Origin of the sequence: Bradyrhizobium sp. USDA 4532 (assembly GCF_024171315.1) — a bacterium.
In the GTDB taxonomy this organism is placed as follows: Bacteria; Pseudomonadota; Alphaproteobacteria; order Rhizobiales; family Xanthobacteraceae; genus Bradyrhizobium; species Bradyrhizobium australafricanum.
This window is the reverse complement of the sequence record NZ_JALJZN010000001.1, coordinates 4,016,352-4,041,998: the sequence shown is the minus strand read 5'-3', so window position 1 is coordinate 4,041,998 and position 25,647 is coordinate 4,016,352. Positions and strand designations below refer to the sequence as shown.

At 58.8% G+C, this 25,647-nt stretch carries 14 protein-coding genes and 4 pseudogenes; 13 read left to right on the top strand and 5 right to left on the bottom strand.

Annotated elements, in window-relative coordinates; translation table 11 throughout:
* Positions 1 to 12 precede the first annotated feature (12 nt).
* From J2R76_RS18655 to J2R76_RS18635, 5 genes are all read left to right on the top strand, one after another.
* A protein-coding gene (locus tag J2R76_RS18655; protein ID WP_253624516.1) for an IS3 family transposase occupies positions 13 to 1,199 on the top strand; the annotation gives its coding sequence in 2 pieces (ribosomal slippage) (positions 13 to 265 and positions 265 to 1,199; 1,188 coding nt in all).
* A gap of 356 nt (positions 1,200 to 1,555) precedes the next feature.
* Complete coding sequence (gene ectB, locus J2R76_RS18650; protein WP_253626035.1) at positions 1,556 to 2,860, top strand: diaminobutyrate--2-oxoglutarate transaminase; 1,305 nt, start codon at positions 1,556 to 1,558, stop codon at positions 2,858 to 2,860.
* A gap of 600 nt (positions 2,861 to 3,460) precedes the next feature.
* Complete coding sequence (locus tag J2R76_RS18645; RefSeq protein ID WP_253624515.1) at positions 3,461 to 3,736, top strand: transposase; 276 nt, start codon at positions 3,461 to 3,463, stop codon at positions 3,734 to 3,736.
* 603 nt (positions 3,737 to 4,339) lie between these two features.
* The gene (locus tag J2R76_RS18640; protein ID WP_309143542.1) at positions 4,340 to 4,717 is read left to right on the top strand and encodes a transposase; all 378 of its coding nucleotides are present in this window, start codon (positions 4,340 to 4,342) and stop codon (positions 4,715 to 4,717) included.
* Between the two features lie 405 nt (positions 4,718 to 5,122).
* Positions 5,123 to 7,597 (top strand): CoA transferase, encoded by a 2,475-nt coding sequence (locus J2R76_RS18635; RefSeq protein ID WP_256521074.1) that lies wholly within the window; start codon positions 5,123 to 5,125, stop codon positions 7,595 to 7,597.
* Positions 7,598 to 7,624: 27 nt separating this feature from the next.
* Here the strand turns inward: J2R76_RS18635 and J2R76_RS18630 are convergent.
* A pseudogene (locus J2R76_RS18630) lies at positions 7,625 to 8,706 on the bottom strand (IS630 family transposase).
* A gap of 1,730 nt (positions 8,707 to 10,436) precedes the next feature.
* On the opposite strand from J2R76_RS18630, the gene ltrA reads away from it, so the two are divergent.
* Both ltrA and J2R76_RS18620 read left to right on the top strand, forming a co-directional pair.
* Positions 10,437 to 11,768 carry a group II intron reverse transcriptase/maturase gene (gene ltrA, locus J2R76_RS18625; RefSeq protein ID WP_253624513.1) on the top strand — a complete coding sequence of 444 codons (1,332 nt, stop codon included), beginning with the start codon at positions 10,437 to 10,439 and terminating at the stop codon, positions 11,766 to 11,768.
* Between the two features lie 326 nt (positions 11,769 to 12,094).
* A complete protein-coding gene (locus J2R76_RS18620) occupies positions 12,095 to 12,325 on the top strand; it encodes a hypothetical protein (RefSeq protein WP_253624512.1) in 231 nt (76 codons plus the stop codon).
* Positions 12,326 to 12,832: 507 nt separating this feature from the next.
* Here J2R76_RS18620 and J2R76_RS18615 read toward each other — a convergent pair.
* A pseudogene (locus J2R76_RS18615) lies at positions 12,833 to 13,936 on the bottom strand (IS701 family transposase).
* Positions 13,937 to 14,581: 645 nt separating this feature from the next.
* Here J2R76_RS18615 and tnpA point away from each other — a divergent pair.
* Positions 14,582 to 15,013 (top strand): IS200/IS605 family transposase, encoded by a 432-nt coding sequence (gene tnpA, locus J2R76_RS18610; protein WP_253624511.1) that lies wholly within the window; start codon positions 14,582 to 14,584, stop codon positions 15,011 to 15,013.
* Positions 15,014 to 15,652: 639 nt separating this feature from the next.
* A pseudogene (locus J2R76_RS18605) lies at positions 15,653 to 16,734 on the top strand (IS630 family transposase).
* On the opposite strand, the gene J2R76_RS18600 reads toward J2R76_RS18605, so the two are convergent.
* Positions 16,731 to 17,567: a Crp/Fnr family transcriptional regulator gene (locus J2R76_RS18600; RefSeq protein WP_253624510.1), complete on the bottom strand. Its 837-nt coding sequence runs from the start codon at positions 17,565 to 17,567 to the stop codon at positions 16,731 to 16,733. The pseudogene J2R76_RS18605 and the gene J2R76_RS18600 overlap by 4 nt on opposite strands.
* Before the next feature lie 433 nt (positions 17,568 to 18,000).
* Between J2R76_RS18600 and J2R76_RS18595 the strand changes: the two genes are divergently transcribed.
* Together J2R76_RS18595 and J2R76_RS18590 are read left to right on the top strand one after the other, a co-directional pair.
* A complete protein-coding gene (locus J2R76_RS18595) occupies positions 18,001 to 19,908 on the top strand; it encodes a hypothetical protein (RefSeq protein ID WP_253624509.1) in 1,908 nt (635 codons plus the stop codon).
* An 875-nt stretch (positions 19,909 to 20,783) separates the two neighbouring features.
* Positions 20,784 to 21,899 carry a glycosyltransferase family 2 protein gene (locus tag J2R76_RS18590; RefSeq protein ID WP_253626033.1) on the top strand — a complete coding sequence of 372 codons (1,116 nt, stop codon included), beginning with the start codon at positions 20,784 to 20,786 and terminating at the stop codon, positions 21,897 to 21,899.
* A 531-nt stretch (positions 21,900 to 22,430) separates the two neighbouring features.
* On the opposite strand, the pseudogene J2R76_RS18585 reads toward J2R76_RS18590, so the two are convergent.
* Positions 22,431 to 23,360, bottom strand: a pseudogene (locus J2R76_RS18585) (IS110 family transposase); the annotation flags it as partial.
* Between the two features lie 580 nt (positions 23,361 to 23,940).
* On the opposite strand from J2R76_RS18585, the gene J2R76_RS18580 reads away from it, so the two are divergent.
* Together J2R76_RS18580 and J2R76_RS18575 are read left to right on the top strand one after the other, a co-directional pair.
* Positions 23,941 to 24,192, top strand: coding sequence for a hypothetical protein (locus tag J2R76_RS18580; protein WP_253624508.1), 252 nt, complete (start codon positions 23,941 to 23,943; stop codon positions 24,190 to 24,192).
* Positions 24,193 to 24,400: 208 nt separating this feature from the next.
* Positions 24,401 to 24,778, top strand: a complete 378-nt coding sequence (locus J2R76_RS18575) for a hypothetical protein (protein WP_253624507.1) — start codon at positions 24,401 to 24,403, stop codon at positions 24,776 to 24,778.
* A 142-nt stretch (positions 24,779 to 24,920) separates the two neighbouring features.
* Here the strand turns inward: J2R76_RS18575 and J2R76_RS18570 are convergent, their stop codons facing one another.
* Positions 24,921 to 25,328 carry a GtrA family protein gene (locus J2R76_RS18570; protein WP_253624506.1) on the bottom strand — a complete coding sequence of 136 codons (408 nt, stop codon included), beginning with the start codon at positions 25,326 to 25,328 and terminating at the stop codon, positions 24,921 to 24,923.
* Between the last annotated feature and the right edge of the window lie 319 nt (positions 25,329 to 25,647).

The window sequence follows — 25,647 nt, the reverse complement described above, 5'->3', positions numbered from 1 at the left end:
AAGGACGGACAGATGAAGCGAGCAAGGTTCACGGAAGAGCAGATTGTCGCAGTGTTGAAGGAGCATGAGGCCGGAGCGACGACAGCCGATCTGGCTCGCAAACACGGGGTCTCGGAGGCGACGATCTACAATTGGAAGGCCAAGTTCGGCGGCATGGAAGCTTCCGAAGCCAAGCGGCTGAAGTCGCTGGAGGAGGAGAACGCGAAGCTGAAGAAGCTACTGGCCGAGCAAATGCTCGATGCGGCGGCACTGCGCGAGCTTCTGTCAAAAAAATGGTAGGGCCCGCCGCCAAGCGCGCCGCTGTGGCGCACCTGAAGGCCGTGATGGGCCTGTCGGAGCGACGGGCCTGCATGATCGTCGGCGCGGATCGGAGGATGATCCGCTACCGATCTCGCCGCGCTGCGGATACGGAGCTTCGTGTTCGGCTGCGCGACCTCGCCCACGAGCGCCGACGGTTCGGCTGCCATCGGCTGTTCATTCTGCTGCGACGAGAGGGCGAGCCATCAGGGCTCAACCGCATTCACCGGATCTATCGGGAAGAAGGACTGACGGTCCGCAAGCGGCGGGCTCGCCGCAAGGCCATGGGGTGCCGGGCGCCGATCCCGGTGGAAGCGAAGCCGAATGCGAACTGGTCGCTGGACTTCGTCCACGACCAGTTCGCCAACGGGCGTCGCTTCCGCATCCTCAACATCGTCGACGATGTCACCAAGGAATGTCTGGGCGCCATTCCTGACACATCGATCTCGGGCCGGCGTGTGGCGCGGGAACTGACGACGGTTGTCGCGCGGCGCGGCAAACCCGGCCTGATCGTCTCCGACAACGGCAGCGAACTCACCTGTAACGCCATGCTGGCCTGGTGCAAGGAAACCGGCATCGACTGGCACTTCATCGCACCGGGCAAACCAATGCAGAACGGCTTCGTCGAGAGCTTTAACGGCCGGATGCGTGACGAGCTCCTGAATGAGACGCTGTTCTTCGGTCTCGACGATGCCAGGGCCAAACTCGCGGCATGGGTCGCCGACTACAATGGCGAACGCCCCCATTCCTCGCTGCAATACCTCACGCCCGCGGCCTACGCCGCCTCTCTCACCGCAACGGGCGCTCGGCTGCGCAACCCCGACCAGCTCCGCCGATCGCCCGTTGCTTCCACCGCGCCGCAAGGCGTACAACTCCCCGAGACTCTAACTGCCGCTGGATGAAAATTCAGGGGCAAGGTCATGAGGCGGCCGGACTGTAATGGTAAGTCGGATCCACGACGGACTGGAAGAAGAGGACAGCCCGAAGCTGAACGGTCTTTGAATTTTTCGAATCCTCGATGCACGCCTACATTTGGGTAAATGCGCACTATCCGTGTTGGTAGGTTCGCTATTCCCGGTTCTCGGATAAGGAGTTAAGCGGTTCTAGAAGATCATTCGTGCGATATAGGGCCCGTCGAACCGAGCGCTCGTTCGGGCGGGGCAAGCTCGGGCAATCTCAAGAACTGTGCTTGCTCGTTGAACTAAAGTACTTGCCGAGGAGGCCGCTCATGGGTGCAGTCATTAACGACTCGCGTAACATGCAGATTCTCGAAGCCTTGGAATCAAATGTGCGCTCATACTCGCGTTCGTTTCCGGCTGTTTTCAGTCGAGCGCATGGATCCATTATGTTGACAAACTGTGGTCGAAAAATCATAGACTTTTTCTCTGGTGCTGGAGCATTGAACTACGGCCACAACAATCACCAGATCAAAGCTGCTGTTGCTGAGCACTTAGCGTCAGATGCTGTGGTTCATGGGCTTGATATGGCCACTCCTGCAAAGCTCGAATTTATTGAGGTCTTCAACTCGATCATACTTCGGGAACGGGGATTGCAATACCGTTTCCAGTTCACGGGACCAACAGGTGCCAATGCTATTGAAGCGGCTCTGAAGCTCTCACGCAAAGTCACGGGCCGTCAAAATGTTATTTCATTCACGCAGGGATATCATGGCCAGAGTCTAGGAGCGATTGCGACGAGCGGAAATCGTATTTTTCGCGCGGCCAGCGGCCTTTCTCTGTCTGGTGCAACTTTCATGCCTTACGACGGGTATTTTGGGTCGGATGTTGATACTGCCGAGTACCTGCGAGATTTATTGACTGACGAGAGCAGTGGCATCGATTGTCCGGCGGCCATTCTCGTCGAAACTGTGCAGGGAGAAGGGGGCATAAATGTAGCTGGAAAGCGATGGTTGCAATCAATTCAGGCCATAGCAAAGGGTGTTGGAGCCTTATTCATAGTTGACGATATCCAGATGGGCTGTGGTCGCACGGGCGAATTTTTTAGCTTCGAGTTTGCGGAATTGTCACCAGATATCGTCGTACTGTCAAAATCGCTCAGTGGGTACGGCCTCCCATTGTCAATGCTGTTGATCAAAGAGAGTATCGACGCATGGCGACCGGGAGAACACTCTGGCACGTTTCGAGGAAACAATCTTGCACTTGTATCCGCGACCGCAGCTGTAAATATTTATTGGCGTAATCGGATCTTCTCGGAGGAAGTTCATCGTAAGGGGGAAGTCATGCGGCGCCGACTTGAGGCCATTGCATCCGAACATGCAAACAGTGTTACTATCCGAGGGCGGGGCTTGGCTTTGGGATTTGATTGCCAATTGCCGGAGCTCGCTGAGGCTACAACACGCAAGGCGTTCGAGAAGGGGTTGATGGTCGAACGATGCGGCCCCAATGATCAGGTGGTCAAATTCTTGCCTGCACTGACGATTGACGTTGAGACTCTAATACATGGCCTTGAGATATTCGAGGAGTCTTTTGCTCAAACGCTAAAACAATCGAGGATCCGTAGTGACATGACCGGTGAGTGTCGGCCGACGATTAGGCGTGAGTGAGGCGGAACTGTACCGGAGGATCGAGTTGTTAAGTGGGCGCTAAACGCAAACCTTGAAAAGCTCGCTTGGCGGTTACTATAACTCGGCGCTTTACACGACGCTGGCCTATCTGAACCGATGCCTCACGTGTCGGGCGATTGCTAGATGCAAGCACTTCAAGAGACATAGACCCTTAAGGATTCCATTTGGTTGCGGCGGGTCATTGTCGAACAGAAGAGAGCGATATCTGCTGAAGCTGACTATGCGCCGATGACTAAGCGGTTGGGACCACCTTGACGAAGTCGAAGATCATCTTACGAAATCAGCGGACACGTGGCGCAACGGATTTCTTTGCTGTCGGGCTCGGGCACCGCTGCCGGCCGTGAGGCGGCCACAGGAGCTGCGGCGACAGGTCGTCGACCTAGCAGGCGGCGAAGTCATCATCCAGCGCCCATCATCCGTGCGCGCAGGAGCGATTGCTGCAATCAAAGTCCGCAAGTCCACGTGATCGCGCAGCACACGATCTTGTACCAACTTCAAGGATCTTGTACCAACTTCAAGGTAAGTCTCCGAGGAGAGACGCCTTGGGGCGGGCTGGCCTGATGGTTGAGAACCGTATGTATGGACAACCATACGATCAGTACGTTGCATCGACTGGAAGTGGTTGGTACAGGCCGGCGGTGGCGTTGGTCTGAGGAAGAGAAGGTGCGGATTGTTTTGGAGAGCCTATCCGAGCCGCGCCTGGTTGCGGCGACAGCCCGGCGATACAGCTTGTCGCGTTCTCTGCTGGTGACTTGGCGAAGATCCTTCGTGGCGAACCCGACCCAATCCGAGGCTGACTTTGTCAGGACAGTTGTGGCCGAAGATGGGCCTGTGGCGCCGGTGGCGGCTTCATAGAAGAGCGCGAGACCCCATTTGACGGAGCGTCGGATTGAAATCGAGCTGGCCGGCGCGCGGCGCGTCATTGTCGAGGCGGGCGTCGATGTTGAGGCACTTCGCCAGATCATCGAAGCTCTGGATCCGCAATGATTCCGGTTCCTATTGGAGTTCGGGTGTGGCCGGCGACGGGCCACACCGACATGCGCAAAGGCTTCGCCTCATTGTCACTGCAGGTGTAAGAGGTGCTGCGCAGCGATCCGCTGAGTGGTTATTTGTTCTGCTTCCGCGGATGCAGAGGCGATCTATTGAAAGTGATCTGGCACGGTGTGCTGCAGGGCATTGCGGAGGTGAATAACCGAATTTAATGCGTGCAGCTTTATGAGAGATAGAGGACGGCCATCCTGCATCGGCGTTCCAGGCGCAGGTGCAAAACCACGACACTGTGGCTTCGCTTAAAAGGCGCGGTCATCAGCAAGTGTTGCAAAAGTTCCGGGTTTACGGAGCAGGTACGTATCCAGAAGGCGAGCGAAAGCGAATCTTTCGATGACGCGTCGAAAATTATTTAGACGTCGCAAAAATCAGGGGTATCCGTCCGGTGAAGGCCGCCTTCCGGAATGAGGCGTGTTGTTGAGAACTGTCCTTATAGACAGTGATAGGCGCGGTGCCCAACTCGAACGGCTTGGGGTGGTGGACACGGGTCGGCGGCGGCGCTGGTCCGAGGACGAGAAGCTCAAGATCGTCCTGGAGAGCGTACAGGCGCCGCGCCAGGTCGCGGCAACAGCGCGGCGGTATGGCGTTTCGCGCTCATTGCTGCTGCGATGTCGACGGTCGTTTCGGCCTGAGCCGAAGGATTCCGCCCAGCCTGGCTTCGTACCCGCAGTGGTGGTCGCGGAATCAGGACCGACGCCTTGTCCAGTGACGCCGGCCAGCAGCGGCGGGTCGATTGAGATCGAGTTTGCTGCCGGGGCTTGGATGCGGATCACGGGTGCGGTCGAATAATGACACCTTCGACACCCACGAATCCTTACCAAACTAGGTAGTGCTTCGATCCATTGTTTCTCGTGTAGCATAAGCGGGTAACTCAGCTCAGACGCGCCAAGCTTTTGATGGGATTTGACTTCGGTGAGACTGAATCCATTACGTGTGCCACCCCCAAACGGGCCAGATATATCTCCAGATAGATCTGGCGCTTCTGGACCGCGCCTAAGTGGGCAATGTACTGCATGTTGGTGTTCCACAGCATTGTCGGAGGTCAGACCTCTGACACAGGCGGCTCGCCCGTGGTCGGTAGTGCCGCCAGTATCACAAATCACAAACTGCCGTGAAAGGCCGTGTGGCGAGCGCCACCGCCATCGTGGTCAATAGATTTCCATTTGAGGGCGGATCGGGTTCCGTAGCATCAGCATGGTTAGGAAAATAGGGCGCTCGACGAAAGTTTTATCGCATTTGCGAGTCATCGAGATCGGCAGCTCGGATGCAACTAGTTATTGTGCGCGGTTGTTTGCCGATTTCGGCGCCGATGTTCAGAAGATTGAGCCACCAGCAGGCGATCCAGCGCGCCGCAGTGCGCCGCTCACGGTCGGTGGCCAGAGTGCTTGGTTTGCATTCTTGAACTTCAATAAGTCGAGCATCATCATCGACCCTATTGAACCGGACGCTAGCAGACGGCTATCGGCACTGATCGAGGAATGCGACATTCTGGTAGATGGTCGCGACGTTGACTCCGCAGATTGCCCCGCCATTGATATGGCGGCGATCCGTCGCCTGAATCCCGGATTGATCTATCTCGAAGCGAGCTGGTTCGGCTGCGATGGCCCCTATGCGGGATTCGCCGCAACTGATTCGACTGTCCGTGCGCTCGCCGGCCTTATCAAGCTCGTTGGACCCGCCGAGGGGCCTCCGTTGCATGCACCGGATTTCCAAACGGGAATCCTCGCCGGCCTGTGGGGCTTCATTGCCGCGGTTTCTTCAGCGGTCGGACGGATGGAAGGCGGGACAGGGCGCTCCTGGTCGCTCAGTGTTTTTGAGGCGAGCATCTCTCTCAGCGAGTATCTTATGTTTGAAGCGTTTGAGCGCGGGGACGTGATGCGCCGGATTGGCATTAACCGCTTCTGGCCGGGGTTTCCGTGGGGCATTTACGAAACGAAGAATGGTTGGCTGGGCGTTTCGGTGGGAACGCCGGCACAATGGCGCGCATTCTGCGATATTCTAGGCCTGCTCGAATTGCGCGATGATCCAGCTTTGATCGTCGCTGAAGATCGTCTGCTTCACATGGAAAAAATCGAACGACAGCTTATTCCTGGATTGAAGGCGCGCACGGCGGTGGAGTGGTTCGCGGAGGGACTAAAGTGCAAAATCCCGATCGTGCCAGTGCCTGAAATATCCAGTCTACTCCATGACGCGGAGAAGAAGCTGCGTGGTGCGATCGTGCCAATTCTGTTTGGCAAAGAAGAAGCCTTCACGGTTGGCCCAGCTCAGCGGTTGACCCTGACGCCACCTCTTCGCGGGGGAAAAGTGCCGGCTCCAGGCGAGCAGCAAGTTTCTGCACATAGCCGAAGGCATGGTATAAGCGCCTCGTTGCCAGCCTCCGGCTGCGGCGATGCCGACCGGCAGCAGCCGTTACATGGGATTCGTGTCATCGACTTCTCGATGGGCTGGGCGGGGCCGTTGTGTACTCGCACGCTGGCTGATCTCGGTGCAGACGTAATCAAGATTGAGGCCATCCAATACCCAGATTGGTGGCGTGGCGTTGATCGGCGGCCCGCTTACGTCGACGGACAGATGTACGAAAAGACTGCACGGTTCTGCGCCATGAATCGCAACAAGCGTGGTATCACACTCGATCTAACGCGGCCGCAGGGGGCCGATATTGCTAAACGGCTTGTGGCTGGAGCCGACATTGTGGTCGACAACTATTCAGTCGATGTGTTGCCGAAGCTCGGGCTAGGTTACCACGTTCTTAAGACGTTGAACCCTCGGCTTGTGATGATGTCAATGTCGGCATTTGGTGGGGAAAGCATACATCGAGATTGCCGGGCCTATGGCTCTACTCTCGAGCAGGGCTCCGGCTTGCCGAGCGTGAGCGGAAATGCTGACGGGCCACCCGTGATGAGCCACATCGCGTTTGGAGATGCTGTCGGCGGGTTGAACGGCTGCGCCGCAGTTCTGATTGCGCTCATCCACGCCCTTGGGACCGGGGAGGGCCAGTTTATTGATCTTGCGCAGATCGAATGTATGATGCCCTTTGCGGCACCATGGATCACTATCCACTCGATCGATGGCACGCCACCGAGAAGGTATGGCAATCGACATCCGCAGTTCGTGCCACATGGCTGCTTCCGCTGTGCGGGTGAGGATAGTTGGATTGTGGTAGCCGCAACGGACGAAGACATGTGGCAGAGGCTTGCACTGCATATTGGTCGCAGAGATTGGGCCACTGACGTATCGCTCAGAAATGCGCACGGTCGTCGTGAAATCGAGGATGCCATCGAGAGTGGCATCGAAGCCTGGACGTTAACTCGCGATGCGGATCAGGCGATGTCCGAATTGCAAGCGGCAAGGGTCGCCGCCGGTGTGGCCCGCCTGCCAGTTGACCTGCTCAACGATAGGCATCTCGGGTCGCGCGCCTTTCTGCAGGAGGTCGAACGCGCCTTCATAGGCTGGCATCCGCAGGCCTCGATGCCGATCCGCGAAGGAGGAGGACGCACTGTCATCCACAGAGGGGCGCCAACGTTGGGGCAGCACAACGGAGAGATCCTGTCAAGAGATCTGGGCCTCTCCGAAACCGACATCGCGCAATTGGTGAAGGCGGGTATCATAGGTACGGCGATGCTTTCCGAGGGCGAGCTCGCAAAAGCAAAGAAAATGTCGTCGGACTGATAGATACAATCTGCTGCCGTTTCGACCCTAGTGGATCGAATCTAACAGTTGATGCCCTCGTTTGACGGCGGCGACGATTTTGTCGGGGTCTGCGGTCCATGTGAAGGGTTTCGGGTCATTGTTAGCCTCGTCGAGGAAACGGTTGATGGCGGCCTTGAGTTCGCGGACGGATCGGAAGACGCCGCGCTTGAGGCGTCGTCGCCGTGAGAGTTCGCGAAGAAACCCTCGACGGCGTTGAGCCACGAGGACGAGGTGGGTGTGAAATGGAAGGTGAAGCGCGGATGGCGATCGAGCCATTTGCGGACCTTCGGGTGCTTATGGGTCGCATAGTTGTCGAGGATAACGTGGACGGCCTTGTTGGCGGGAACTTGCGTCTCGATCTGGTTGAGGAAGCGGATAAACTCCTGATGCCGATGCTTCTGCATGCAGCGCCCGATGACCTTGCCTTCGAGGACGTCGAAGGCGGCGAACAGCGTGGTGGTGCCGTTGCGCTTGTAATCGTGCGTCATGGTGGCGGCGCGCCCCTTCTTCGGCGGCAGGCCCGGCTGGGTGCGGTCGAGCGCCTGGATTTGGCTCTTCTCGTCGACCGAGAGCACGATGGCATGCTCAGGTGGATCGACATAAAGCCCGACCACGTCATGCAGCTTGTCGACGAAGTTGGGATCATTGGAGAGCTTGAACTGCCGGACACGATGCGGTTGCAGCCCGTGTGCGCGCCAGATGCGCTGCACCGAGCTGGCGCTGATACCGGCCGCCTTCGCCATCATGGTTGCGGTCCAGTGAGTGGTCTCGGCTGGCGGATCGGTTTGCGTGAGAGCCACCACGCGTGCCGCAACTTCCGTTCCGAGCGGCGCAATACGCGAGGGGCGCGTCTTGTCGCGCAGAAGGCCGTCGAAGCCTTCCTGCATGAAGCGCTCCTGCCAGCGCCAGACGCAGGTCTTGGACTTGCCGGTCCGCCGCCGGATCTCGTTGGTGCCGACCCCGGCGGCGCTCAACAACACAATCTCGGCCCGCCAAACCTGCTTCTGTGGGGCATTGCGATCCCGCAAGAGCGCCTCCAGCCGGTGGCGATCAGACAGGCTAACCTTGATGGAAATACCGGTGCGCATGCGCCAGAGTCGCATGCTATCGGCTCCGACGGAATCCCTTCCGGGATTCAAATGTCAGATTTGATCCACTATCGCCGACGCGCTGGTACCGCTCAAGGACCTACGTCTTCTTGTGGACGCCGAAACGGCACGCTCGATCGCAAAGCTATCGACGCCGATACCGGTCAACAAGGCGGCGCGTCGCCACGGTGGTGAACGGCAGCACGCCGAGGCACAAATATGCTGCCGCCATTGCGGCCGATGACGATGCGCTCGGCACAAGTTCATTAACGATGTCCGCATTTACTGCGAAGACCTGTTCAATTGCATGATGCGTGGGGAAGGCCCGCGTATCCCTAATATAAACTTCGATAGCCTGAAGGAGTTGAAGCGATTGAGGGATGCAAGCGCTACTCCGTTTAACCGCTCAGCGTTAACTTACGAGATGCTGACAGGTGGCGGCGGACCGGCGAGACTTTAAGCGATGGATGTGAAGACATTTTGGGATGCCAAGCTAGCAAACAGCTTCACACGAGTTCACGGCGTATATCAGCGATCCCGCGTGTTCGCTTGGGAAAAGGCCGTGGCCGAGTTTCTGCCGTGTCATGCTCCTACGCTCGAGGCCGTTCCGCTTGCGAACACGAGGCATTGCCGCAGCAGCCAGAAGCGACGGCCGCGTCGACGCCGGTGTACTGACGATTGAAGGACAGGAAGCCAGAGAACCATTATATTGCGTAACCAGTAGCGAGTATCGGCGATTTCCTGATTGTGAGCAACTATGCTCCGATAACTCGCCGCAGCCTCGTCATCGCGACTTTTGGCGACCGCCTATTGGCTCGGCACTACAATGAATCCGACACGCATCCCAACATAGTCGTCCTGACTGAACAAACGCTGGCGCCGCATGAGCTGCCGCTTCCGGTACTTGCGCCAACAGAACAGCTGGTCCGGCACAAACATAGAACCGCGCACAAGCAGCAGGCACCGGACAACTCTTCGTCGTTACCGCGCTCGGGCCATGCATCCTTGCGGAATCTCTCTCCTTGTCCAGAATTGGTAGGAGAACTCTGTTCACGTTTACGGTATTTCTTCAAGCGCAGATCGATGCTCGGCCCGACGCTAAAGCCACAGCGTATAATTGGATCGCGGCAGAACTGAGGTTTGATGTCATTCCACCTTAACTCTCGGAAACCACAAAAACGAAGCCTTTCAGTTTAGCGACCTATTCGCGATCACGAGTGGGAACACGTCCGCTATGGGTGTGCGCCGTGTAAAGGCGGCGCTTTCCAGTGGGTGCAAGCCCCACCCGGCAACCGCTCCAGCCGGAAGCAATCGGAGCAGTCATGGAGGTAACGAAGTGGCTGAAGCCTTCGATTAGCGTGTCACGAATTGGTGACAGCGCGGGTGTGCAGGCCGTAACGCGAGTGAACGCCGAGCAAGCCTCGAAAAGGACGATGCGCAGGCCGACCCGACAACCCTTTCGGGGAAGGCTGATACGGCTGGGATAACGAGCGAAATCCACCCAGCCGCTGCGCCGGGGTAGTGGCGACAGCATGTACACAAGGAAAGCGTACGCAACACGGGAGGCCCCACGACGTGGTCAGGGATGATCAACCGGACGCCCGCGAGGGACAGGCCGGGCGCCGTGGGGATGCGGAGGGGTTCGTAGTACTGGTGAAGCCGGGTAACGCCGGTGGAGGGAAGGGACCTCAGTTCAAGACGAACGCAACACGTAGTGAGGGACCTGGAGATTGGGCAACCTATCAACTCCGAAGAGTGTTCAGAAACTGCAGACGGCGTTACACGCGAAAGCGAAGGCAGAAGCTGGCTACCGCTTCTACGCCCTGTACGACAAGATCAGCCGGGAAGACATCCTGGCCCATGCCTATGCCCAATGCCGCTCCAACAAGGGCGCACCGGGGGTAGATGGGCGGGACTTCGCGGACATCGAAGCGTATGGGGAGCAGCGGTGGCTTGGCGAACTGGCGCTTGCGCTCAGGCAGGAGACGTATCGGCCGGACCCTATCAGAAGAGTGTACATACCGAAGGCCAATGGCAAACTCAGGCCATTGGGCATCTCGACCGTGCGAGATCGGGTCTGCATGACGGCAGCGATGCTGGTGCTGGAACCGATCTTTGAGGCCGATCTTCCACCAGAGCAGTATGCCTACCGTCCCGGGCGCAATGCCCAACAGGCGGTGGTCGAGGTGGAAGCGCAGCTGTTCCGCGGCCACCCGGAAGTCGTTGACGCCGACCTCGCGGACTACTTCGGGAGCATTCCGCATGCCGAACTCCTAAAGTCGGTAGCACGCCGAATTGTTGATCGGCGCGTGCTGCATCTGATCAAGATGTGGCTGGAATGTCCCGTGGAAGAAACCGATGATCGAGGAAGGAAGACACGAACGACCGAGGCCCGGGACAAGCGGCGCGGCATCCCGCAAGGCTCACCCATCTCACCATTGCTGGCGAATCTTTACATGCGCCGGTTTGTGCTGGGATGGAAGATGCTCGGTCTCGAGCAAAGCCTCGGCTCTCGCATCGTGACCTATGCCGACGACCTCGTAATCTTGTGTAAACGGGGCAAAGCTGAAGAAGCCTTGCGTCAATTGCGCATGATCATGGGAAAGCTGAAGCTGACGGTCAACGAGGAAAAGACACGAATCTGTAGGGTCCCGGAAGAGGAGTTCGACTTCTTGGGCTACTCGTTCGGGCGGATGTACTCAGAGAGAACCGGCCAGGCACGCCTGGGGTACCGGCCATCGAAGAAGAGCATCAAGCGTATGGTCGAACAAATCCATGCGCTGACGGTCCGAACGGGGACATGGCAAGAAACCACAGAGCTGGTGGGTAAGTTGAACCGCACGCTGCGCGGATGGGCGAACTACTTCAAGGTAGGCACCGTCAGCAAGGCGTACCGCGCGATCGACAACTACACCGCTGTGCGGTTGCGCCGGTGGTTGCGCTCCAAGCACAAGGTCAGGCGACGCAAGGGCGGGACTTATCCACTCTCGCACCTCTACGGGCACTTCGGGCTCGTACGCCTAACTGCACGCGGACGCGACGTGCCGTGGGTGAAGGCGTGAGGTCTTGTCCGAGAGCCGGATGCGGGCGATCTGCATGTCCGGTTCGATGAGCGAGATGTGGAAACGGAGTCACGGTCGAACTACTAAGGCACCGCCAGACGAAAGAGGCGGCAACAGATATGTTCAGCCTACAACCACCGCGCCACATCTCGACTCTACCTTGGTTGTGTCATCCCAGCTGACGCTCTTGCCGGAATGTCTGGAGGATTGGGTAAGCGAGGGCAACGCGGTCCATGTGATCGATGTGTTCGTCGAGGCGCTCGACCTGCATGGAATGGGGTTCCCTTACATGCGTCTGTGCTGTCATCTCACTGAGGGTGGACACCATGATTCAACTTTTCGAGCTTCCTTCGCGTAACTCCGCCCCGCGCATCGTTTTTGTCGGCAGGAATCGGGCCGGTAACTGGGTTGTCCGCGAACAACTCGGTGCGTTTGGCGGCTTGTTTGTCAACCGCGCGCAAGCTATGAAATACGCTCTCTACGAGATCCGCCGCCAGCCAGAGAGCATCATTGAGGTGACGCGTGAAATCGAACTCGATATTCACAACAACCCATGAATTGCAGAACACTCACCTCCGGCGCACTTGAGATCAAGGATCTCCACTCCCGTACCTTTGGCAGTAGCGGAAGTGGCTATTCGCTGTGGCTTTCCCGCGACCTACTGCTATCTGGCGACTGCTATATTCTCGAAGGGGATGTCTCATGTTCTGCTGTACTGTCGGATAGCGGCTTGATTTCTGCATTTCCGGATGAAACGAGCTGCCAAAAACCCGCCGTCGGTGGTCCAACCCTCTGCAAGACGATAAATTTGCAACGGCTTGCGGCTTCGACCCTTAGGTGCAAGAATGTTCCCCCGTCGCTCGAATTTGGTTAGTCTTACTGCGTCATGGCCGACGTCCATTTGATGCTACACGAGCGCCGCAGCATGGACATCGCGGCAAGGTTTTGATGAGCGCCTGTATCAGCCGCGCGCGCATGGTTGCGATCGAGTTCGGAACGTGGCGTTCGGGCCGCGCGGGCGGAGCCTCCGGGTCGGTAATCGTCGGGTAAGCGAGGGACCGGGACTAGCGTAGCGGAACGAGGTGCTGAGGGGGGATCGTCGTCTGCTCGGCGATCAAGAACCCGTAAGCTGCGATGCACAGGGTTGCGTGGTGATGGAAGCCGCGCCAGCCGCGTCCCTCGTAGTGACCGAGCCCGACTTCCTGCTTGAGCCCTGATAGTCGCGCTCGATGCGCCAGCGCAGCTTGGCAAGATCGACGAGCCGCTCGAAGCTGACGGTCTCCGGCAGGCTGGAGAGCCAGTATTTGGTCGGCTCTGCTTCGCCCTCTGGCCATTCGAATCAACAACCACTCGGGCGACAATGTCTCGGGGATCAGCTTGTTGTACCCGATACGGACGCGCACACGCGCGAAGCGCGAGGACAGCCGGTCGGCCGAGCCTTCGCGCCAGCTCACCGTGCGCCAGGCCTGCTTCGGTAGACCGAGCGCCACTTTCTTGGCCGAGACCAGATCGGGCTCGTCGCGCCGGCCGATGTTGGTCATCGGCTTGTCGATCCGCCGCAGGCCGCTGCCAGGGGCCCACATCAAGATGGTCGGCACGATGCCGGCCACATAAGGTACGCCCAACTCCGTCATGCCTGAACGCAGCCGCGCGTCCCTGCCGTAGGCTGCGTTCATCAATCCGACGCCGCGCGGCAGGCCGGCCTCGCAGGCCCAGCGTATCTGCTCCAGCGCGTTCTCCGGCTTGGTCTTGAACTTGATCTCCTTCGGAACGCCCACCTTCTTCCGTCGAGCACGGTCCTTGGTCCACTCCTGTGGCAGATACAGCCGATAGGCGACCGGCAGGCTGGCAGAGTGGTTGGCGATCGACAGCGACACTGCGACCTGGCAATTGGCCTGCTTGCCGAGTTACCCGCAATATTGGTGGTGCACGCCGACCGAATGCTTGCCTTGCTTGGGGAACGACGTGTCGTCGATGATCCACACCGCGATCGGTCCATTCTTCTCGATCGCCGGCAACACCGTCTCGCGCATCTTGGCCAGCACGTCTTCGTCCGACCAGGCCGCGTTGGCGGCGAAGTGCAGCAGCGACTGGTGTTGTGCCGCCGTGCGTGCCGGAGCCGTTCGCGCTGCCATCGGCTCAACGCTTTTGCGTTCACCGGGCAACATTAGGCCCGTGCAATAGTCGCGCAACGGTCTTGTCCGCTCCGCGTGACCGGCCACATACGCCACAAACCGTGCCTCGCTGTCTCAACCCTGATCGAGATCCATCTGGCCCTCCGCGTGCCAAATATTGAATCTCCCCAATTACTTGATTCTCAGCCTCGACGGCTGCGACCGCTTGACTCAGTAGTGCTAGCTCGTCATTCGCGGCTCGCATGGACTCAGCGTGAGAGGTACGGGCATTTCGAGTGAGGTGGGCATCGTCTCCTGACAATTTGGTCAAAAGTCGACCGAAACGTCGCCGCGAGAGCGAGTTTCGAAGGATAGACCAAGACGAACCGGTCGAAGAATTGCAGTTGGCAGTGGAACCATACGGATTGCCGCGCACCGCAATCAAGTCCAATTAATCGAAGGTGAAACCGCCCTCTCGGCGTCACAAGAGATGTCCGAGAGGCTCCGGGTTCATACATGGACGCAGCGCTTCCGTTTCGTGCGTCCTTTTTGATTTTCCGCGCGAGCACGGGCCTAGCCTAACAAGGGAGGCCCCCCGGCTCTGCCGGGGAGGCAGCAGAAGTTTGACATTTCAGGCAGTCGTCCATCGACGAAACTCGCGACTTGTGAGCCACCACGCACACGAGAGGAAGTTTCGCGATGGACGATTACGAGAGCCTAAGCCACAGCAAATGGGAGTGCAAATATCACGTGGTCTTCATTCCCAAGTGTCGCAGGAAGACGCTGTACGGGGAGTTGAGGCAGCATCTCGGGGAGGTGTTCCGCAGATTGGCAATGCAGAAGGAGTGCAGGGTCGAAGAGGGACATTTGATGCCCGACCATGTTCACATGATGATTTCGATTCCGCCAAAATATGCGGTTTCGCAAGTGATCGGGTACATCAAGGGCAAGAGCGCCATCCATCTGGCGCGGGTCTATGGAGAGAGGAAACGCAACTTTGTAGGGCAGCACTTCTGGGCCCGGGGATACTTCGTCTCGACCGTCGGTCGAGACGAAGCGGTGATCAGGGAATACATCCGCAAGCAGGAGGCCGAGGATACCCGGCTCGACCAAATGAACATGTGGCGCTAAGGCCGCCTTTAGGCGGCCAACAAAGTGGGGGACGCGTTAGCGTCCCCAACGGCCGCTTTGAGCGGCCCAATTCCTAAAGCCCCCGGCTTTGCCGGGGGATACTTACTCCACTGCCGGGATGATATTCTGACTGTTGGCGCCGGTGAGCCGTCGCTGCAGCTTGGCTCGGGCAATGGCGCAGTCGTTCCAGCCTCACCATTCTTTTCCCGATCATGATGTGGCAGCCCTATTCAAGGATAGGCCGCCTCCGCCCGCGTTCGTGCCGGTCTCGAATTCGAGTGCATCGACTAGGCGGTTCGCGATTCGCCCGAGATCGGAGAGCATGCCGTCGACGGGCTTCGACGCGTTGTAGCTGCCGACGAGACTGCAGCGTCTCGGTCGCGCCATACGAGAATGCGATCTCCTCGCCACCGCCCCCACAATCTCCCGCCACCCTGGTGGGTACGTCCTCGTAATCGGCTTCCGAGCGATGCCGGAGATCGGCCATGATCCTCCCAATAGCCGCGCTCAAGATTGAGCTCATCGAGCGCCATGGCATAGAGCGCGCGAACGGCCCTCCCAATAGTCCTAGTGGATCAAATTTGACATTTGAATCCCGGAAGGGATTCCGTCGGAGCCGATAGCATGCGACTCTGGCGCATGCGCACCGGTATTTCCATCAAGGTTAGCCTGTCTGATCGCCACCGGCTGGAGGCGCTCTTGCGGGATCGCAATGCCCCACAGAAGCAGGTTTGGCGGGCCGAGATTGTGTTGTTGAGCGCCGCCGGGGTCGGCACCAACGAGATCCGGCGGCGGACCGGCAAGTCCAAGACCTGCGTCTGGCGCTGGCAGGAGCGCTTCATGCAGGAAGGCTTCGACGGCCTTCTGCGCGACAAGACGCGCCCCTCGCGTATTGCGCCGCTCGGAACGGAAGTTGCGGCACGCGTGGTGGCTCTCACGCAAACCGATCCGCCAGCCGAGACCACTCACTGGACCGCAACCATGATGGCGAAGGCGGCCGGTATCAGCGCCAGCTCGGTGCAGCGCATCTGGCGCGCACACGGGCTGCAACCGCATCGTGTCCGGCAGTTCAAGCTCTCCAATGATCCCAACTTCGTCGACAAGCTGCATGACGTGGTCGGGCTTTATGTCGATCCACCTGAGCATGCCATCGTGCTCTCGGTCGACGAGAAGAGCCAAATCCAGGCGCTCGACCGCACCCAGCCGGGCCTGCCGCCGAAGAAGGGGCGCGCCGCCACCATGACGCACGATTACAAGCGCAACGGCACCACCACGCTGTTCGCCGCCTTCGACGTCCTCGAAGGCAAGGTCATCGGGCGCTGCATGCAGAAGCATCGGCATCAGGAGTTTATCCGCTTCCTCAACCAGATCGAGACGCAAGTTCCCGCCAACAAGGCCGTCCACGTTATCCTCGACAACTATGCGACCCATAAGCACCCGAAGGTCCGCAAATGGCTCGATCGCCATCCGCGCTTCACCTTCCATTTCACACCCACCTCGTCCTCGTGGCTCAACGCCGTCGAGGGTTTCTTCGCGAACTCTCACGGCGACGACGCCTCAAGCGCGGCGTCTTCCGATCCGTCCGCGAACTCAAGGCCGCCATCAACCGTTTCCTCGACGAGGCTAACAATGACCCGAAACCCTTCACATGGACCGCAGACCCCGACAAAATCGTCGCCGCCGTCAAACGAGGGCATCAACTGTTAGATTCGATCCACTAGCTCGAATCTTCCTCACTAAGAGTGCGGACCGACGACGGGGCATACGCATTTGAGACAAGCTTGTAGCAACAGCATGCCTTTTCTTCGAGCGATTTGTGCTCATTAATCTGCAAGACGCCGCGCATCTTGCGAATCAGCCCTTGCTCTTCGAATCGGATGAGCGTCTCCGTCACCCCGGCGCGGCGCAATCCCAGCACTGAGGAAAGGTAATCGTGGGTAACTGGCAGCACGCGGGCACCGACAGCCTCACTCGCAAGGCACAGCCAGCTCGCAAGCCGTTGTTCACGATGGTGACGAACCCCGCATAATCCTGTCTGGACGCACTGAAATGTCAACGCTTGAACGTACTCAAACAGATGGTCTCGCACATCAGGATGCGCCTTCATTACGCGACGCAAATCCTCAATCCGGATTCTGTGCGCACTTCCTGGGATAACGACCATGGACTGATACGTCGAAAGATGTCCTCCCCACAAAAACGAAGCGCCAACCGCGCCCCGATATCCTATGATGGCCGCTTCAATCATGCTTTCCGCGGCAACAACTCTCAGTGAGACGAGGCCCGTTTCTATAAAGTAGACGTACTCGACCTGCCTCCGTGGCTCTTGCAGAACCATGCGCTCCTTCAAGACGATCGGCTCTAGGTGCTCCCCTATCGCCGCAAGGTGCTGCACAGAAAGACGGGCCAAGATCGCATTCTTAGGGTAGGGGCGCTTTATAAGACGCTCCGTAAGAGGCCCGTGAAGCGCCGGCCGTATGCCGGGCAGCTGCTTGATACCTACATCTGCGGAGCAGTCAAGCGCTTCGAGCGCGGTGGGCACGCGATCGGTCATAGTCCCCTCCTCGCAAGCGGCTTTTGCTAGCCTGCGCGCTGATCGGAACGAGAAATTGATCGCCACTGTAGCAACATCGTCGAGTTGATTGATGCAACGCGACCCGGATCGACGCTCGAATTCCGCATTGGTAGGCCCATCTTCGACGAATTTCAGCCAAAACGAGCGGCCGCGCGTGCATCGGATCGGACTTTATCCTCTTTGTTGCTCCCGGACGATCAGTGGGCCCACAATCATTGAAAGTACGCTGGGACCTGTGTCGGTAGCGAACAGCGAAGAATCGGTCTCGTTGATCGTCAGTCAAAAGCGGCTACTTGGCAAATAGGTGAGGCGATAGGGCCCGAAACCTCGGCCTCATGTCCATCTCGCTACTAATTCTTGGAGGAGATTGTGAGGCTCAGGGCAGTTAGAAGCGCATCGAGGCTGATATCCATTGGATATGGGCCTCTTCTACGAGGCGGAACGGCCCATGCTAAGAGACAACCACTTCGCCAACCGAAAGCTATTGTCAGTCTTGCTGGATCGGTCTTTGCTGACTCTGTCAGCAGTGACCACAGCAATCCTTTTCGCTTGGCTAATATACTACAGCAGTTGCGGCCTCGATCTCGAGTGGGAAGGTTTCCACCTCAACTCCATTGCGAACCCATTCGCCTATACAATCAATAGTCCGCCAACCCTTTTCGGCTTCGTGTATCACTGGCCATATCAGTGGGCGGGTGGCGACATCGCAGTGCTTCGCATGGCAAACGTCACGCTCACCATGGCGCTGGGCTGGATTCTCAGCTTCCTTACGATCCGGCGCCTCTGGACAGTGGGCTGGCCGCATGCTGCGATTCTATCGGCGGGGATCGCCAGCATGGGATTTGTCGACTTTCGCTTTTGGCTGCTCACCCCTAGCTATTACGAACTGAGCTTTCATTCGCTCTTGATGGTGATGATCGGCTTGCTGCTAGCCGATCGGTCAGGGCGCGCCCGCCAGGTCTTGGGATGGATCCTGGTCGGCGTTGGCGGCTGGTGCTGCTTCATGGCCAAGCCGACCACCGCCGCGGGCATTGCTCTCGTCGTTATGATCTATGTGGTCGTTTTGCGTCGAAAGTTGCTCCTGCCCATGCTCTACGCGGCGTTGCTCGCCCTCGCTCTACTGATCGTTACTGCCTTCTTGATCGACGGCCGCATCGCTGGGCTGTTGACCCGTATGGTCAACAGCACTGAAATGATAATCCTGCTGGGTGACGGGCACGGGATGTCCCTCATGTTTCGGATCGACTGGCTCCCCACCAGTCGCTCGCAACTCGCTATCGCTGTGTCACTGGCGATAGCCCTTCTACTCAGCATTCTCATGGAATCTACGCACAAGTTGTTCCGATCGCTGGCTCTCGCTGCCGTGTTGGTCGTCACGATAGAGATCGCGCTGCTGGGGATCGATCCGATTGCGCTGCTGGCGACCGATCCGATCAGCACCAAGGTCTCGACCCTATTCCTAGTGCCGGCCTTCATAAGCCTTGGCGCCATGTTCTATCGTGAGGGATTGGTTCTGCGCACCCAGGCTCCCACCAGCATCGCCTTAGCACTAGCGTTTTTGGTCCTGCCGCACCTGTACGCACTAGGCACCGCTGGCCACTACTGGGTCATCGGTTCGAAGGACGCCTTGTTCTGGATGCTCGCGGCCGTTGCCTTCCTCAGCCCTCTCGCGCAACAAGGACCTAGCGTCGCCATCCTATTGCCCCTGACGGTGCTGGCGCAGTTGCTCACTGCATCAGTCGTTAATGGTGGCATCCTTCAGCCGTACGGTCAGGTCGGAAATTTGCGTGCTTATACCGCTGTCACGCCCATGCCGGGTGGTGGAAAATTGGTGCTCTCGCAATCCCTCCACGACTATCTGGCCACGGCCAAAGCCCAGGCTCGTGCGGCCGGCCTTGAAGTCGGTACCCCGGTGATCGATCTCACTGGCCGCTCGCCGGGCTTGGTGTATGTGCTTGAAACGCGATCGCTCGGTCTACCATCGCTGATGGGGGGATTTTCCGGCAGCAGCGCAGTCGCGGTCGAAACGCTCGGACTTGAGAGCTGCGTCGACCTGGCCAAAGCGTGGATACTGATCGAGCCGGAGGGCCCGCGTCATCTTGACCGTGCCAGTGTCATGGCCTCCTTTGGATCCGGGCAGGCGGACTACGTCGCCGCCGCTACATTTGAAAGCCCCGTCAATGATGGGGATTTTCCGAATGCTTACAGGCAGTTCTTGTTGAAGCCCACACGCCCCGCCGCGCTGGCGGAGCAATCCTGCCATGAAACCAGGCGGCAACAGCCGCATAGCCAGAAATGGAGACAATGGTGGAAACTGTGATCCTCGGCGGCCTTGATCGGCGGCAAGCCGATTTTGTGGCGCATCCTCAAAATCTACTCGCACTATGGCATCAACGATTTCATCGCATGCCCAGCCTACACGCGGTCACCTGATTGAGAAATACTTCGTGAGTTATTTTCTCGGTACGCCAGATGTAACTCTTCTCGTCGCTGAGAGCTGCGTCGACAGTCACCGCAACACGGCAGAGCCCTGATGGTACTTGGTGGATCGCGGCGAAAAGAGCAAGGTCGGCGGACACGTCAAGCGCGTCTTCCCTCACTTATGAGACTGCATTGCCGATATCAACACCCGCGCCCAGATCGCGTTTCATAGGCTCCGCGACCGCGTGGCCAGAGTACGACGGAGCGTCACGCGAAGCAATTTGGAACTATCCAAAATCGGTGGCGACCGTTGATCTCGTTCGAGGAGAGCCGGAGCACGACGGAAGTGGACGACCGCGTGGTCGTGTGCAGCCACGCCAATCTCGTAGCCTCGCCCGAAGCCGACGGGTCGGACGATACACTGGGGACCGCGCGCGTCGTCAATCCGTGTGCTGGCCAGCAAATACCGCGAGGTCCGCACTTGGTTAAAGGAGTGATGCAGCATGCTCGCCGAGGCCCATAATCGTTTCGGACGGTGGCTGCCCGCCGGCGCAGCTTTATACGCTCGTCAGCTTCCCGCGGACCAATGGCGTGGACGCGGTGTCGGTTGCTTAGCTGGGTTATGTGTTCGACACCGGCAGAACCCGCTGTTCGCGCGGATCGAGTCGGTCCTGCGGCGTGATTGCGGTGCCGAAGTGCCGCTAGCGGTGGGTTGGCGACGAGCTCAGACGATTGCCAGATATTGCCCGCGGTGCGAGCTGAGATGTCTGATTGATGACGCTGGGTGGTGACTTTTCAAGCCTGTCCACGACCGCGGACAGTGCCGTGGCGAAGGGGCTCTCGATTGTCGTGCCCGCGTACAACGAGGCGGCGAGCCTCGCTGTACTCCATCAGCGGATCTGCAATTTGGCCCAGGTGCTGCGGCAGCGCTACGGACTCGGTTGCGAAGTCATCTATGTTGATGACGGCTCTAGCGATGCGACGCTTTCGGTCGCGCGCACGCTGCCGGCCTCTTCGCTCGACGTGCAGGTGATTTCGCTGTCACGCAATTTCGGCAAGGAGGCCGCGCTGTTGGCCGGGCTCGATCATGCCCGCCGCGATGCCGTGCTGTTTATGGATGGCGACGGCCAGCATCCGCCGGCGTTAGTCGAACAGCTCGTCAGCCACTGGATCGAGGGCGGCTATGACGTGGTCTATACCGCCAAAGCCCATCGCAACGATGAGTCCCTGCTGCGGCGCCTTTCTGTGCGCGGCTTCTACGCCCTGATTAACTTAGGCGCGGCGCAGAAGATCCCGGAAGATGCCGGCGACTTCCGCCTGCTCTCGCCGCGCGCAGTCGGAGCGCTGCGGCAGCTTCCCGAGCGAAATCGCTTCTTGAAAGGGTTAACGAGCTGGATCGGCTTCCGCCAGATCCGGGTCGACTACGAGCCGGCGCCGCGCGCGCATGGTGTAACCACCTTCAGTTTCATGCGGCTGCTTGGCCTGTCCATCGAAGGCCTAACCTCGTTCTCGGTGGTGCCCTTGCGCTTTGCGAGCCTGCTCGGCGTGCCTTTGGCATCAGTCGCCTTCTTGTTCGGGCTTTCGATCATCTGGGAAGTCTGGACCACCGGAAAGCAGGTGCCCGGCTATCCGTCGCTCGTAGTCGGCCTCATGACTATCGGCGGCGTGCAGTTGATCATGATCGGCATCCTCGGCGAATATATCGGCAAGATCCTATCCGAGTTGAAGGCGCGGCCAAGCTACTTCGTCGCCGAGTACAGCGAGAAGCAGTTCGAGGCTGGGGGGCGCGAGAGCGTGAGCGAAGGAACCGGCGCAGAAATTGGGAGGTCTTACTGCGCGTGCGCCGGGATAAACCGGCAAGGAATAGATGGTGAAAGTCCAGTGGGATGAAGGAATAGCGATCCACGTCGTCCCTGATCCGTGCGCAGGCGTCCGTGAGCACGTCGGCGAAGCGCCGGTGGGGAACGTATAGGCCAGCCATTGAGCGTGCGCTGCAGCAGCATAGAAAAGGAGAGTTCGAGCTGAACACTACGCCTGTGAGTAAGCTTCGCTAAAAGGTATGGCCGTGCCCGGGCATCGGCATTCAGGCGCAGGCCCAGACCAGTCCAAGCGGCTGCGCTCAAGCGGCGTGATCGCGAGCGTTGTCACCAGTATCCGCACACGCTCGGAAAGATCGATCCTCCATTTTGTCTTCTCTTCTCGCAGACCTCGGCTGGAGACTGTTGATGCGGCTATGTCATCGCCTGCTCCTGTTATTGCGTAGTTCCTTTCTTTGGACCACGGGGCCGTTCCTTCGTCCCGACCCGCAGAACGTCGATCGCGTCGCGCGCAGGGGCGGTCAAGGCCGGCCGTCGCCCTCGGCTTACGACCGACTGGACGTCGCCAGGCCGCGCCTTGACAGCGCCGAGCACGGCGCGATCGTCAGGCGCCTGCATCGCCGATCTTCGCTATCTCGAAGGCGCGTCCTTTGGCCAGCACCGCCAGGCGATGCGGGCAAGTTTGTTGGCGAGCGCGATCGCGAGCACATTGTGGTGTAGCCGCTTCTTGGCGGCTTCGATCCAGGACGTACACCCGCAACGCTCCCAGCTCTTTATCCTGACCAGCACGACCCGTGCCGCCTGCACGAATAGAACGCGCAGGTAGCGACTACCACGCCTCGAGACTTTGCCAAGGATCGTGCGGTCGCCCGTCGAGATCTGTTTGGGCACCAGTCCAAGCCAGGCGCCGATGTCGCGGCCTTAGAATACGTCTCCAGTGCTGATCGCGACCACCATCGTGCTCGAAATAATCGGCCCGATGCCAGGCGCCGTCATCAGACGCGAACAGGCTTGATCTTGACGGGCAAGGGCTTCGATCTCTTCGGATAGGCCACTGTTGCGCTGATCCAAACGGCGCCAATCGACTGCCAACTCCTCGATGGCACACAATATGCGGTGTGGCAGGGCATCGGCGCGCGTCGCAAGAAATGGCGGGTAGTTCTGTGCGCAGGACGCCGATGCCCCGTCGCGTGGCGATCCCGCGCTCTAGCATGAAGGCGCGAATCTGGTTGACGATCCCGGTGCGTTGCGACTCCAGCGCGCTCGCGCACCCGATGCAATGCCTGCAGATCTAGCTGCTCGGCGGTCTTGCTAGCGACGAACTTCATCGTCGGGCGCTGCACGGCCTCGGCAATCGCTTCGAATCATTGAACTCGTTCTTCTGTCCCTTGCTGCAGGGGCGGACGTATTTGGCCGGCATCAGTCTGGCATCGTGACCAAGCGATGCGAGTTTGCGGCTCAGGTGATGTGCACCGACGCAGGCCTCCATGCCGATTAGGCAACGCGACATATTGGCGAGCCGCGCTTCCACTTGGCTTACTGCGCGGATGGCGACCGGCGTTTAGGGGGCGCGGCCTGGATACAGGTTCTTGCAGGGAACTGCAGGAAGCAGTCGTTGTGATGCCAAGGGAGAAGTTCAAGCGGCGCACACCGCGAGACAAGAGTACTGAAGCACAACACTGGGGCGGATCGGCTCTTAGTAGTGATGAAAGGTGCTGAAATGGAACTGGAGGGAAGGGGCCGAACCATATGCAACTGTGATGAGCAGGAGGACATGTGAGTGTAACCGGACGTAAGCAGTACGATATCGACAAGCAGACAGTGATGAAGGCCTACAAACTGGTCTCCCCGCCATGGCATGGCACCCAATCGAACATCGATGCTGGAACCTCCAACGATCGATCCGCTTGCGATCCATCCAGAGAGCAGCTGAAAGCGCAAATTCGGCGACCAAGCCAGGGATGAAAATCGATAAGTCGCGGAGAACGGTTTTGTGGGCGTTCGTGAGCCTTTGTTGTACTACGATGCATGACTCACGCTCGCAGATCCTATCGATGGCGGGTGGTCAGGAGTAAGGTGGGTTTGCGACCACCAACCGACCCTGGGGATCAATCATGCGCACTGATCGCACTGACGCATCCGCCAGATTCGATTATGTCACGATTTATGTGGCTTTCGAATTGAGCAAATCGAAATGGCAGATCGGGATTGTGCCGCCTGGCGCCCAAACGCTGAGCCGCTACCGGATTGATGTCGGCGATATGGCGACTCTGTCTGGTGCGCTTTCGCGGGTTCGAGCGAAGGTAGAGCGGATGGGCAAGCCGGTTCGCGTGCTGTCTCCTAGAGGCCGGGCTATCGCTGGCTGACGAGCAACGGGATCGCCAACTTCGAGATCGATTGCCTCGAGCATTGAGGTTAGCCGAAGGGCGCGGCGAGCCAAGACCGATCGGATTGATCTGGCGCAGCTTATGCGTCGTCCCTCTACGCGGCGAGGTATGCGTACTGCTGCATGGGTCGTGTTTCCCGCGCCTGAGGACGGAAGACCGCAAGCGCCGGACGTGCGAGCGTGAGCGGTTGCTGCACGAACGAACCGCGCACAGCAACCGGATCAAGGGACCGCTACATGGCCAGGGCATCCGCGATGCCATTACCTTGAAGCCGAGCTTTCTGCCGAATCTTGATATGATGCGCACCGGCGACGGGCGCGCTCTGCTGCCGCGCTTGAAGGACGAAAATCTGTCGCGAGCATTAGCGGCACCTGTTGGTGCAGAGGCAGATCAGTGTACTCGACGTGGAGAACGCGGCCGCGCATCGGCAACAGCAAGCGGCTCGGTGGAGGCGAAGACCGTTCATCATGCCCGGCTCAGGGGCATTGCCCGCAAATCGCGCTGGTGCTCGCCAACGACGTGTTCTGTCGTGGCTTCGAGAACCGCCGAGGGCAATCTGGCATGAGCGACCAAACTAGGAACGGTAGGTGGACCTGTCGAACTCCAGCGCCGCGCACATGGCCTATATGCTCTGGCCCTGGGATCGTAGACATCCCGACGCTCTGCCGTTCAGCGAAACACGGCGTCACGATCGAAATTCGTCTCTATCAGGGCTTGCCAAATACAAGAAAGCGATTGATCACGAAAGAGAGCAGAGCGAGAAAGGGGAGGGCAAGGATTTGCGCGGCGAGCGGCGATATTGCGAGAGCAGTCAATTCATCCAGCAGCAGGATATTGACCAGCCAGACGGCTGTGTGGCCAGCCACAAAGCGCAGGATCGCAGACAGTCTTCGATTGCGAAACACCAGTCGTCCGGTGGAATGAAAACTGAACAAAACGCCGCAGGCAGTCGCGAGCGTTATGGCAAGCCTATGACATCCAAGTAGCAGGTAGAAAAGCGCAAACAGAGCATAGCCGAAGGCCGTGTTGACCATACCGACCAGCACAAATTTGATAAAAGTGGCCAATGAGCGCTCGTCCTCGTAGCCAGTAGCTGCCGGAAGGTCACCTGCCATGGCGGGCTCTTGACGTGGCCCGGAGCCGCATCTAAGGCACGAAATACGATTCCAAGGGAATGGTGCCCGCGGCCACTCCCAACGGTAACGGCCTGTCGGAAATTCGGCGCAAGCACCGCATTGGATCCGGCGGTGCTATCGACTGGATTTGACGCCGAAGCGCGTGTTAGCAAGCCCGAACAGCTCGTGTTTCTGACAGGAACAGCTACACTAGACACGCCCGCCAGTTGCCAGTGGCCGATAACCTGGAAACTCAGGTGCTCCGGCGTATTGGCGTACTTTCATCTCGAATGTTTCAGCGTGAGCGGGAAAAGACCTA